General features: G+C 49.9%; 6 protein-coding genes. All 6 read left to right on the plus strand.

What is annotated here, in order from left to right:
- Positions 1–187 precede the first annotated feature (187 nt).
- The 6 genes from QZ135_RS10320 (at position 188) to QZ135_RS10345 (ending at position 13371) form a co-directional block, all read left to right on the plus strand.
- Complete coding sequence (locus tag QZ135_RS10320; protein WP_294608653.1) at positions 188–1420, plus strand: pitrilysin family protein; 1233 nt, start codon at positions 188–190, stop codon at positions 1418–1420.
- Positions 1421–1426: 6 nt separating this feature from the next.
- Positions 1427–2761 (plus strand): MATE family efflux transporter, encoded by a 1335-nt coding sequence (locus QZ135_RS10325; protein ID WP_294608654.1) that lies wholly within the window; start codon positions 1427–1429, stop codon positions 2759–2761.
- Between the two features lie 17 nt (positions 2762–2778).
- Positions 2779–5130 carry an ATP-binding protein gene (locus QZ135_RS10330; RefSeq protein WP_294608655.1) on the plus strand — a complete coding sequence of 784 codons (2352 nt, stop codon included), beginning with the start codon at positions 2779–2781 and terminating at the stop codon, positions 5128–5130.
- A gap of 161 nt (positions 5131–5291) precedes the next feature.
- The gene (locus QZ135_RS10335; RefSeq protein WP_294608656.1) at positions 5292–9929 is read left to right on the plus strand and encodes a translocation/assembly module TamB domain-containing protein; all 4638 of its coding nucleotides are present in this window, start codon (positions 5292–5294) and stop codon (positions 9927–9929) included.
- Between the two features lie 57 nt (positions 9930–9986).
- Positions 9987–12335 carry a BamA/TamA family outer membrane protein gene (locus QZ135_RS10340; RefSeq protein WP_294608658.1) on the plus strand — a complete coding sequence of 783 codons (2349 nt, stop codon included), beginning with the start codon at positions 9987–9989 and terminating at the stop codon, positions 12333–12335.
- A 124-nt stretch (positions 12336–12459) separates the two neighbouring features.
- Positions 12460–13371 carry a nucleotidyltransferase gene (locus QZ135_RS10345; RefSeq protein WP_294608660.1) on the plus strand — a complete coding sequence of 304 codons (912 nt, stop codon included), beginning with the start codon at positions 12460–12462 and terminating at the stop codon, positions 13369–13371.
- The last annotated feature ends 11 nt before the right edge of the window (positions 13372–13382 follow it).

The following is a 13382-nucleotide window of genomic DNA, read 5'->3' on the forward strand; positions in this document are numbered from 1 at the left end:
TGGAATTAATTCAAGCCGGTACAGAAGAGAAGGAAACAAGGGGACGAGTTGACAAGGGGACAAGGGGCTGCGCAATGCTTCTATACCGCATGGAACCTTGTTCCCTTGTCAACTCTTCCCCTTGTCAACTGATTCAAATCCGCTCCGAAAAGTGTTAATTCCGCTAACAAGTAACAATCGCTATTTTATGAAAATCAATAAACTCACTCTCTCTAATGGTTTGCGACTGGTGCATTACCAGGATATCAGTACTCAGATGGTGGCACTGAACATCGTCTATGATGTAGGTGCTCGGGATGAACATCCTGATCATACTGGTTTTGCCCACTTGTTCGAACATCTTATGTTCGGCGGTTCCGTGAATATTCCCGATTATGATGCCCCACTGCAATCGGCAGGAGGTGAAAACAATGCTTGGACGAACAATGATATCACTAACTATTACCTTACCGTTCCCAAAGCGAATGTAGAGATTGGTTTCTGGTTGGAGTCCGACCGTATGCTGAGCCTGGCATTCAATGAACAAAGCCTTGAGGTGCAGCGCGGTGTGGTAATGGAGGAGTTTAAACAGCGTTGTCTGAACCAGCCTTATGGGGATGTGGGACATTTCATCCGCCCATTGGCCTATCAGGTGCACCCATATCGCTGGCCTACTATCGGAAAGGACTTGTCGCATATTGAACAAGCCACGCTGGAAGAGGTGAAAGCATTCTTCTACCGTTTTTATGCACCCAACAATGCTGTGTTGGCCGTCACCGGAAACATTTCATGGGAAGAAACTGTCAGGTTGACAGAGAAGTGGTTTGGTCCGATACCCCGCAGGGATGTGCCTGTGCGGAATCTGCCGCAGGAAATTGCACAGACGGAAGCCCGCAGACAGGTGGTGGAGCGTCCCGTACCTTTGGATGCACTCTTTATGGCTTATCATATGTGCAGCCGCGAACATCCCGATTATTATGCGTTCGATATTCTTTCGGACATCCTTAGCAACGGGCGTTCCAGTCGTTTGAACCGTCGTCTGGTGCAGGAGCAGAAATTGTTCTCCAGTATTGATGCTTATATTTCCGGCACGCGTGATGCGGGACTGTTGCATATCAGTGGAAAACCGGCGGCAGGTGTGTCGTTGGAGGAGGCTGAGGCTGCTGTGTGCAAGGAGTTGGAAAAGCTGCAGCAGACAGCGATAGAGGAACAAGAACTGGAGAAAGTGAAGAATAAATTCGAGTCTACTCAGATATTCGGAAATATTAATTACCTGAATGTAGCTACTAACCTGGCATGGTTCGAACTGACCGGGCAGGCGGAAGACATAGACCGCGAAGTAGAACGGTATCGCGCTGTGACGGCGGAACAATTGAAACGGGTGGCACAAGAGGCTTTCCGGGAGGAAAACTCGGTAGTGCTATATTATAAGAAAGAGTAGTTTTTTATGAAGAATCTAATAGATACATACAAAGGCCATTACAAAGCCCTGTTTTATTTAGGGCTCCCTATCGTCATCGGCCAGTTGGGTGTCATCATCCTCGGCTTTGCCGATACCCTAATGGTAGGACATCATAGCACAGCGGAGCTGGCTGCCGCTTCTTTCACCAACAATCTTTTCACGCTTTGCATCATTTTCAGCACAGGTTTCTCTTACGGACTGACGCCTGTGGTGGGTGAGTTTTACGGGAACCGCCGCTTTATGGAAGCCGGACAGGCCTTGCGTTCCAGCCTGCTCGCCAATGTGCTGGTAGCCCTGCTGCTGACACTCGTCATGACCATCGTCTACTTCAATGTAGAGCGCATGGGACAACCGGAGGAACTGATTCCCTTGATAAAACCTTACTTCCTTATACTGCTGGCATCGCTGGTATTCGTCATGCTCTTCAATGGTTTCAAGCAATTTACCGATGGTATCACCAACACGCAAACCGCCATGTGGGTGCTGCTTGGCGGGAATGCATTGAATATTGTCGGCAACTACGTACTGATTTACGGGAAGTTCGGCTGTCCGGAATTGGGATTGCTGGGGGCGGGCATCAGCACCCTGTTCTCACGTATAGTGATGGTGATTGTATTTGCACTTATCATTTTCCGTACTCGCAGATTTCTGAGGTATAAGGCGGGTTTCCTTCGCCTGGGTTGGTCGAAACAGATGTTCAGGAGGCTCAATGCACTTGGATGGCCTGTTGGTTTGCAGATGGGGATGGAGACGGCTTCATTTAGTCTCAGTACCATCATGGTGGGGTGGTTGGGCACCATTGCTTTGGCTTCCCACCAGATTATGCTTACCATTTCCCAGTTCACGTTTATGATGTTCTATGGGATGGGGGCGGCAGTGGCGGTTCGTGTCAGCAATTTCAAGGGGCAGAGTGATATGGTGAATGTACGTCGTTCGGCATATGCCGGTTTCCATTTGATTATGGCAATGGCGGTGGTGCTTCTGAGCATTGTGTTCCTGTTTCGTAATAGGGTGGGAGGTTGGTTCACAGATAGCATGGAGGTGTCGGCCATGGTGTCTTCCCTGTTCCTGCCGTTTCTGGTTTATCAGTTTGGCGACGGGCTGCAAATCAGTTTTGCCAATGCCTTGCGCGGCATTGCAGACGTAAAACCTATGATGTTCATTGCATTTATCTCCTATTTTATTATATCTTTGCCTGTGGGTTACCTATGCGGTTTTGTACTGGGCTGGGGCACGGTCGGTGTCTGGATGGCGTTTCCGTTTGGGTTGACGAGCGCAGGCATTATGCTTTGGCTACGGTTCCGCTATAAGACGAGATGAAAGAAAAGTGATAGAATATGAACAATGTCTCCAAGAAGAAAATAGCTGCCGGTTATGCTGTCCTGCTGGCAGTTTTGCTTTACTCCCTGTTCTTTGTGCACAGGGAGATGGAGAACCTTATGAGTTCCGACACTAGCGACATCCTGCGTACCGACAGCTTGATAGGTCTTTTGCGGGAGAAAGATGCCAATACCGTCCGCCTACTGCGCACGCTGAGCGAAGCAAACGACAGCATGATTTCCGCCCGTGAGGTGGAGCAGATAATTGCCGAACAGGATACCATCATTACTCAACAACGTGTGCAGCGTCGTGTTACTGCCCGTCGTGATACAGTTGTGACGCAACCCAAGAAGAAGGGCTTCTTCCGCCGTCTGGGCGAAGTCTTCGTGCCACCCAAGAAGGATACTGCCGTGCAGGTACAGACTACCCTTGAAGTGGCCACCGATACCATTCTCGATGCCTACAACCCCGTCGATTCCCTGCATGCAAAACTGCGTACTGTTGCCCAACAGAAGAAGGCGACTAATAGCGTGGTGCAACGTCGCAAGCGAACCCTGCAACGCCTAGACCATGCACTGACCGCCCGCATCGACAGCCTCTTGAAAGGATATGAACAGGAAACCCTGCTCCGCGCCCGCGAAGAAGCCGAGTATCAGAAGGCGGTGCGCCATCGTTCAGCAACCATCATTTCGGGTATTGCGGCGGGAGCCGTAGTGTTGTCCGTCATCTTCCTTGTCATGATTTGGCGCGACATTACCCGTAGCAACCGCTACCGCCGCCAATTGGAAGAGGCCAACCGCTTCGCCGAGGAACTGCTCGCCTCCCGCGAAAAACTGATGCTTGCCATCACCCACGACTTCAAAGCCCCTTTAGGCTCCATCATGGGCTATGCCGACCTGCTTTCACGTCTCACTGTAGATGAGCGGCAACGCTTCTACCTCGATAATATGAAAACCTCCTCGGAACACCTTCTGAAACTGGTTACCGATCTGCTCGACTTCCATCGCCTCGACCTGAAAAAAGCTGAGATTAATCGTGTCACTTTCCACCCTTCACGCTTGCTGGAAGAAATCTATGTCAGCTTCGAACCACTGACTTCCGCCAAGGGACTGTCTCTGAAATGCGATATAGCCCCTGAACTGAAAGGAACCTTCATCAGTGACCCACTGCGCTTGCGCCAGATTGTCAACAATCTGCTTTCCAATGCTGTGAAGTTCACTTCGGAGGGCAGCATTACACTGACAGCCTGTTTTGTACCGAAGGATGACCCTGCTTTCTCCGGTAATCACCTGAAGCTCTCTGTCATCGATACAGGCAAGGGTATGGAGGCGGGCGACCGTGAACGTATCTTTCAGGAATTTACCCGCCTGCCGGGAGCACAGGGCGAAGAAGGGTTCGGACTGGGACTGTCCATCGTCCGCATGTTGGTGCAGTTACTCGAAGGGCGTATAGATGTGGACAGTGTGCCCGGAAAGGGGAGCACATTTACACTTCGCGTTCCGCTTTATCCGGTGAAGAGGGAGGGGAATGAAGAATTGGGAATGAAGAATGAAGAATTGGGCTGCGCACCCACGCCGTCAGGTAATTCTTCATTCTTCATTTCTAATTCTTCATCTTTCCATATCCTCATGATTGATGACGACCGTATCCAACTCACCCTCACCTCCGCCATGTTGTCGCAAAGCGGCATAACCTCCGTCACTTGCCTGCAATTGGATGAATTGTTGGATGCCTTGCGTACCGACACTTTCGATGTGCTGCTTACTGACGTGCAGATGCCTGCAATGAACGGTTTCGACCTGCTGAATCTGTTGCGTGCTTCGAATATTCCGCAGGCAAAGACCATACCTGTAATTGCCGTCACTGCACGCAGCGACATGCAACGGGATGAATTTCTAAAACACGGCTTCACCGGCTGCCTGCACAAACCGTTCATGGTGAATGAGTTGCTTGCCGAATTGAAACAGGAAGCCGGGGAACTGAAAGCAACACCTCCAGAAACTGAGTCAATCGCCGATACACCGACACCGGCCGGCACTTCGACTTTGAATTTTTCCGCCCTCACCGCCTTCTCCGGTGATGATGCCGACGCGGCAAAATCCATTCTGGAAAGTTTCGTCACCGAGACGCGCCTTAACACTGACCACCTGCGGCATTCCCTTGAGGCGGAAGACACAGATGGCATCGCAGCTATGGGCCACAAGATGCTCCCCCTCTTTACGCTGTTGGGTGCTGATGAACTCGTAATTCTGCTGAAAGCGCTCGAAGCATCGCACGGCGTGCCTTTTAACGAAGAGATAAAAGAAAAGTCACTTTTGGCACTGAGCATTATAGAAGAAGTGCTGACACAAGCTGTGAAACTCTATTAGAAAATCAAGATACGATATGTTCCCGGACAATTTACAAGTTAATTAAACCAACTATTCGAAACATCTGCTTTTTGGACTTTTTTTCTTTATGGGGAACTAAATGTCAGGAGAATTTGTTTACTTTGTAACGATTTAAACACTGACTATCGAATGATACTCTCATGAGAAGAAAATGGATAAAATGGGTAGTATGGATACTGCTTACACCTGTTATACTGTTTGTAATACTGATGGTATTGCTCTACGTGCCTCCCGTACAAAACCTAATACGGAAACAGGCCACTGCAATAGCATCCGAAGCTACGGGTATGGATATATCCGTAGAGCGGATAGACCTCCGCTTTCCGTTGAACCTGCTGGTGCGCGGCGTGCAGGTGATACAGCCTGTGCAGGCTGACAAACAAATCGCTTCCGTCCCCGGTGACACCCTCGCCATGCGGCAAGTCTCTGACACCTTGCTGTTGCTCGAAAGCCTGAACGTGCGCGTGCAGGCATGGCCCTTGATACGGGGACAGGTGGAAGTGGATGAAGTAACTTTGAACGGTGTTTCCGTAAATTCCGCCAATCTGATAGAAGGCATGCACCTGAAAGGTGTGCTGGGCCGCTTCTTCCTCGAAAGCCATGGCATCAATCTGAAGACGGAAGATGTCGTGCTCAATCGTATAGAACTGAGCGACACCCACATGTTGGTAGTGATGAACGACACCACCACTGCCGAACCGGACACTACTGCCACTACTCTCAATTGGAAAATAGCCCTGCACAAACTAGCGTTGAAAAACGTCTCCGTAGACCTGCAAATGCCTCTCGACTCCATGAGCCTCGACGCCCGTCTGGGCGAGGCGGAAATAGACGATGCCACTGCTGACCTCGGACGCCAAGCCTATGGTTTCAGGCAATTCCTGCTTAGCGGCACCTCTGTGAATTATGATACGGGCAGCCACCTTGCCAGTGCACTGAACAGCCTTATCGACACCGGCAGCCTTGCCAATGCCGACAGCACCTCCGTGAAGCCCCTTCCCGGTTTCGATGCTTCGCACATTGCCTTGCGGGATATACGCATCGGCATAGACTCCGTGCTTTACGCCGGGCACAATATCAACGCCGTCATTCGCGAATTCTCCATGAACGAACGTTCCGGTCTGAGCGTTACCTCACTGACGGGACGGGTGTTTGCTGATTCCACTGTGATACAGGTACCGTTTTTAAAGCTCCTCACCCCGCATAGCGAGATGGACTTCACCGCGCAGACTTACTGGGAGTTAGTGGATATTCCTACCACCGGGCGATTGACCGCCCGCTTCAACGCCCGCATCGGTAAGCAGGATGTAATGCTCTTTGCTGGCGAACTTCCTGAAACTTTTAAGGAAGCCTATCCCTTCCGCCCCCTCACCATTCGTGCCGGAACGGAAGGTAACTTCAGGCAGATGCAGATTTCACGTTTCAACGTGGATTTGCCGGGCGCTTTCACCCTTGACGGCGGCGGCGAAATATGGAACCTCACCGACAGTCTGACCCGCAACGGGAGCATCGACCTCGACATCCGCACTCAGAATCTGAACTTCCTTACCGGCCTGACAGGTGTCACTCCGGATGGCTCCATCGTGGTGCCGGACAGTATGCATCTGACGGCGCGTCTCACCATGGATGGCCCCAAGTACGATGCCACCCTGAAGCTGAAAGAGCGCGAAGGCGTGCTGAACCTGCTGGCACACTACAACACCGCAACTGAAGCCTATCAGGCGGACCTCAACGTGGATGCCCTGCAACTGCACCATTTCCTGCCCAAAGACTCTATTTATACCCTTTCGGCTAAAGTTGCTGCCAAAGGCCAGGGCTTCGACCCTGCCAACCACCGCACGGTGGCCACCCTGAAAGCCTCCCTCGGCGAATTGCAATACGGCCACTGGCACATCTCCGGTATAGACCTGACGGCGGGATTGAAATCCGCTCTTGCCACCGTGCACCTGGCGAGTGACAACCCACTCTTGAAGATGCAGGCCGAAGCCGATATGCGTCTGGACCGCAAGTATCTGGACGGTAAACTCGATATGAATGTGACGGAGGTGGGCTTGCATGAGTTGGGTATTTCGCCCAAACCCTTGAAGCATCCTTTCGCCTTCAATCTCGGTGCGGAAGCACGCCACGACTCCATCAAAATGAAGATGGATGCAGGCGACCTTGACTTCCAGTTCCGTGCCCGCAGCACTCTGAAGAAACTGATAGACCAAGGCAGTGCTTTCGCCACACTTCTCACCAGACAGATAGAACAGAAGCAGCTTGACCATGCCGAACTGCGGCGGGCGCTCCCCTCGGCCGGTATGCAACTGAAAGCGGGCAAGCAGAATCCCGTCAGTTACTTTCTGGTAACGAAGGATATTTCTTTTAATGATCTCATTCTGCGCTTCGGCACCACACCCCAGCGGGGTATCAATGGCCGGACCGCTATACACGGTCTGCGCATGGATTCCTTGCAACTGGATACCATCTTCTTTGCCATCAGTCAGGATACTGCTCGCATGAAGTTGCAGGGCGGTGTTATCAACGGGCCGAAGAATCCTCAGGTTGTATTCCGCAGCACATTGACGGGCGAAGTCCGCAACGATGATGCCGAACTGACTCTGAACTACGTGGATGCCAAGGGAGACACCGGTCTCGATCTCGGGGTCAATGCCCGCCCACTCATTGAAGGCAGGGGGAGGGGCAATGGTATCGCTTTCCGCCTGACGCCCGCCGAGCCCATCATTGCCTTCCAAAAGTTCCATTTTGTAGATGGCAACAACTGGATTTACTTGCACAAAAATATGCGAGTCTATGCCAATGTGGACATGGACAGCAATGACGGACTCTGTTTCCGTATGCAGTCCGATAGGTCGGACACCGTTTCTTTGCAGAACATTAATCTGGAATTAATCCGTTTCCGTCTGGACAAACTGAGTGGTATCTTGCCCTATATGCCACGGATAACAGGACTATTCTCAGCAGAAGCAAATTATATACAGACGGCAACTTCACTGCAAGTGTCGGCGGAAGCCGGTGTGGAAAACCTGACCTACGAACGCCAGCCGGTAGGTAACATCGGACTGGGTGCCACGTGGCTACCGGGTGATGCAGGTACTCACTACCTGAACGCTTATTTCCGTTCGGGAGATCAGGAAGTATTGACTGCCGATGCTGTGCTGAAGCAGAAGAACGGACGCGATTCCATCGATGTCAATACCACCTTTGAACATTTCCCGCTTTCGCTTGCCAATGCTTTCGTTCCCGACCGTATGGTTGCCCTCACAGGTGATATTGATGGCGGGCTCTACATCAACGGCTCCCTGGAAAAGCCGAAGTTGAGTGGAGACCTTTCGTTGGACAGTGTATCGGTTTATGCCCGCCAGGCAGGCGCACGCTATTGGTTCGACAACCGTCCGTTGAAGATAGAAAACAATCAGCTTATCTTTAATAAGTTTGCCATATACACCACCAGCCGGAATCCCTTTACGATAGACGGTAATGTGGACTTCCGTAATATGGAGAAGCCTACTGCGAAACTGAATCTGCGTGCCCAGAATTATACTTTACTCGATGCGCCCCGTACCAAGGAAAGCATGCTCTACGGTAAAATCTTCGTAGACCTGAATGCCACCGTACGCGGTCCGCTGGATGCGTTGACCATGCGCGGGAATATGAATCTGCTGGGTAATACGGATGTGACCTATGTGTTGACTGATTCTCCCCTGACGGTGGAGGACCGCTTGGGTGAGCTTGTGAAGTTCACTTCCTTTACGGATACCACTTCTGTACAGGCCACGGAAACACCGACCATGTCGCTTGGCGGTATGGATATGCTGATGTCTGTGCATATTGACGATGCCGTGCGCCTGCGTGCCGACCTCAGTCCCGACCGTAGTAGTCGCGTGGAACTTGAAGGGGGAGGAGACCTGAATCTGCAATATACTCCACAGGGCGATCTTACGTTGTCCGGTCGTTATACTTTGATTGGCGGTATGATGAAGTATGCCTTGCCTGTGATTCCTTTGAAAGAATTTCAGTTCACCAATGGCAGTTATGTCGACTGGACGGGGAATCCGATGAATCCCAAACTGAACCTGACTGCCACGGAGCGTGTCCGCGCTTCCGTCTCCGACGGCGATGACAATAGTGGCTCACGCATGGTAAACTTCGATGTGTCCATCAGCATTAAGAACAGTCTGGAAAACCCCGACCTGAGTTTCAACCTCAGCGCACCCGAGGATGCCAGCGTACAGAATGAATTGGCGGCAATGAGTGCAGACGAGCGAAGCAAGCAGGCCATCACCATGCTTGCCACAGGCATGTATCTGTACAATGGGGGGAAAGGTGGTGGACTGACTATGGGATCCGCACTGAACAGTGTACTGCAAAGCCAGATTAATTCGTTAACCGGAAACCTTAAGAATGCATCTCTCAGTGTCGGTATTGAGGACCGCACTGCTGCCGAAACCGGTGATAAACAAACGGATTATAGTTTCCGCTATTCGCAACGTTTCTTTAATGACCGTGTGCAGGTTATCATTGGTGGAAAAGTGTCCAGTGGTGCCAATGCTACGAATGATGTAGAGTCGTTCATCGACAATATCTCACTGGAATATCGACTGGACAACAGTGGAACGCGCTATGTTCGCGTTTTCCATAACAAGAATTATGAAAGTGTGCTTGATGGTGAAATCACTGAGACGGGTGTCGGTCTTGTACTCCGCCGCAAGATGGATAAGCTAAGCGAGTTGTTCATTTTCAAGAGAAAAAAGAAAATAGAGCCGGTAAGTGAATAATATGAATGATAATTTGTAGGGGTGAGTAGTTACACCCGCAAACATAAAGCAAAGAAGATGAAGAAACTTGTATATATACTCATTGCAACCCTGCTTCTGGCAGCTTGCTCCACTACTAAGCATCTGCCTGAAGGAGAAGTGCTCTACACCGGACAAAAGCCGATGATAGTGGAGAACCGTTCCGTGACCCCGGTTGGTGTGACGGCAATGGAAGAAGTAGAAGCAGCCCTTGCCAAAGCTCCCAACAACTCTCTGCTGGGTAGCTCCGAATATCGCATCCCTTTTCCTTTCGGATTATGGGTATACAATGGCTTCAGCAAGTATAAAAAAGGTTTCGGTAAGTGGATATTCAATCGCTTTGCCGCTACTCCTGTATTTATGTCCACCGTCAATCCGGACATCCGCCAGAAGGTGGCAACGAACATCCTGCACGATTATGGTTACTTCAATGGCAAGGTCAGCTACCAAACCTTTGTGAACCCCAAAGACAGCCTGAAAGCCAAGTTGCAATATACTGTCGACATGCGCAACCCATACTTCATTGATACCGTTTATTATCGTGGTTTCAACGATACCACCATGCGTATCATCAATCTGGGGCGCCGTCGCTCTCTCATCAGTCCGGGTGAACAATTCAATGTCACCGACCTTGATGGTGAGCGTACCCGTATCAGTGGCCTGTTACGTAATATGGGCTATTACTATTTTCGTCCCGACTATCTGACTTATCAGGCAGACACAACGCTTGTTCCCGGTGGGCACGTTAGTCTGCGCATAATACCCGTCCCCGGTCTGCCGAAAGATGCCGAACGTCCTTTTTTCGTAGGAAATACCAACTTCTATCTGCATGGTCCGCAGGGACAGATGCCGAACGATAGTCTTTATTATAAGTCTTTCTGGATACACTACTACAATAAGTTGAAGATACGCCCCAATATGCTTTATCGCTGGTTGCACTATCAGGGTTATCAAAGAAAGCGTCAGGAACTGGATAAGGGAGGCATGCGCCGCCGTCCGGACAAATTGTACAGCCAGTATCGTCAGACCCGTATCCAGGAGCGTCTGGCAAGCGTAGGCATTTTCCGCTATCTGGAAATGCAGTACACTCCCCGTGATACCGCCCTCATTTCCGATACCCTTGACGTGAATATTCGCGCCATATTGGATAAACCGTATGATGCAGAGTTTGACTTCAACGTCACCATGAAAAGCAATAACCAGACGGGACCCGGCGCCGCTTTCACCGTAACCAAGAATAATGTTTTCGGTGGTGGCGAGACTTGGAATGTGAAAGTGAACGGTTCCTATGAATGGCAGACGGGCAAGAACAGCAGTTCGCTGATGAACAGTTACGAATTGGGATTGTCTTCAGCACTTACTTTCCCGCGCATCGTCTTCCCCCGTATGGGTGATAAGGAGTATGACTTTCCGGCTTCAACCACTTTCCGTGTCTACATAGACCAGATGAATCGTGCCAAGTACTACAAGCTGCTTGCTTTCGGTGGAAACGTCACATACGATTTTCAGCCTGTGCCCACCCGTAAGCATAGCATCACACCCTTCCAGTTGACGTTCAATGTACTTCGTAATCCCACTACGGCTTTTGAAGAAATACAAGCCCAGAATCCTGCGCTCTATGTCAGCCTCCGTAATCAGTTTATTCCTAAGATGGAATATACTTATACTTACGACAATGCTTCCCTGCGCACTGTTCGCAATCCTATCTGGTGGCAGACGACGGTGGCTTCCGCCGGTAATCTGACTTCCTTGATTTACCGTGCATTCGGAGAATCGTTCAGCAAGGAAGATAAGAAACTGATGGGCGTCCCCTTTGCCCAGTTCCTGAAGTTGAATTCCGAGTTCCGCTATCATTACCGGATAGATAAGAATCAGATGATTGCTTCCCGCATTGCAGGTGGAGTGATTTGGTCCTATGGAAATGCGACCACTGCGCCTTATACCGAGCAATTCTATATAGGTGGTGCCAATAGTATCCGTGCTTATTCCGCACGTAGTATCGGCCCCGGTGGCTATCCGCCCAATAAGGAGAAGAAGTATTCTTATATTAACCACGTGGGTGACATCCGCATGGAGGCAAACGTAGAATACCGTTTTCGTATCCTTGGTGATTTGCACGGTGCTATCTTCCTTGATGCCGGTAATGTTTGGTTGATGCGTAAAGATGAGGCTCGGCCCAATGGAGAACTCACTTTAAAGAATTTCCCCAAACAGATAGCTCTGGGTACAGGTGCAGGTTTGCGTTACGATCTGGACTTCCTCGTGTTCCGTTTGGACTGGGGAGTGGCACTACACGATCCGTATGAAACTGGGAAGAAGGGCTATTATAATATTCCGAAGTTCAAGGATGGCATGGCATGGCATTTTGCAATAGGTTATCCGTTCTAATTGTAAGTTTTGTACAATAGAACTAAATTATGAACTAATTGTCTACCTTTGTTGGTTATATTTTTTGTAATTTTGCCAGCGTAATCAACAGTGATACACTAACCTATTTTTAATAATAACTAATATGAAACCAACTTTATTCTTATTGGCAGCCGGTATGGGCAGCCGTTATGGTGGCTTGAAGCAATTGGACGGATTGGGTCCCAATGGCGAGACTATTATGGATTACTCTATTTACGATGCTATTAACGCTGGATTCGGTAAGCTCGTGTTCGTTATCCGTAAGGATTTTGAGAATGACTTCCGTGATAAAATTATTTCCAAATACGAAGGTCACATTCCGTGCGAACTGGTATTCCAGTCTATTGACGACCTGCCCGAAGGCTTTACTTGTCCCGAAGGTCGTACAAAACCTTGGGGAACCAACCATGCTGTAATGATGGGTGCCGATGTAATTAAAGAACCGTTTGCAGTGATCAACTGTGATGACTTCTATGGTCGCGATTCTTTCCAGGTGATGGGAAAGTTCCTTTCTGCACTGCTTGAAGGTTCAGAGAATGTATACTCTATGGTAGGTTTCCGTATCGGCAACACGTTGAGCGATAGTGGTACGGTGTCTCGTGGGCTTTGTGGCACGGATGCCAAGAATCTGCTGACTTCTGTTGTTGAACGCACTAAGATTCAGCGCATGAATGGCGAAGTGAAATATGTAGATGATAATGGTGAGTGGGTAGCTACTCCCGAAACTACTCCGGTAAGTATGAACTTCTGGGGCTTCACTCCCGATTACTTTGGATATAGCTGCGAGTTCTTCAAGAGCTTCCTGAGCGATCCGAAGAATATGGAGAACCTGAAGAGCGAATTCTTCATCCCGTTGATGGTGGATAAGTTGATTCAGGACGGCACTGCTACGTGCGAGGTGCTTGACACTACGAGTAAATGGTTTGGCGTGACTTATCCTGAAGACCGCCAGAGCGTTGTAGATAAAATCCAGGCTTTAGTGGACGCAGGTGAATATCCTGCCAAGCTGTTTTAAGTCTGGAGACT

Source organism: uncultured Bacteroides sp. (genome assembly GCF_905207245.1).
In the GTDB taxonomy this organism is placed as follows: Bacteria; Bacteroidota; Bacteroidia; order Bacteroidales; family Bacteroidaceae; genus Bacteroides.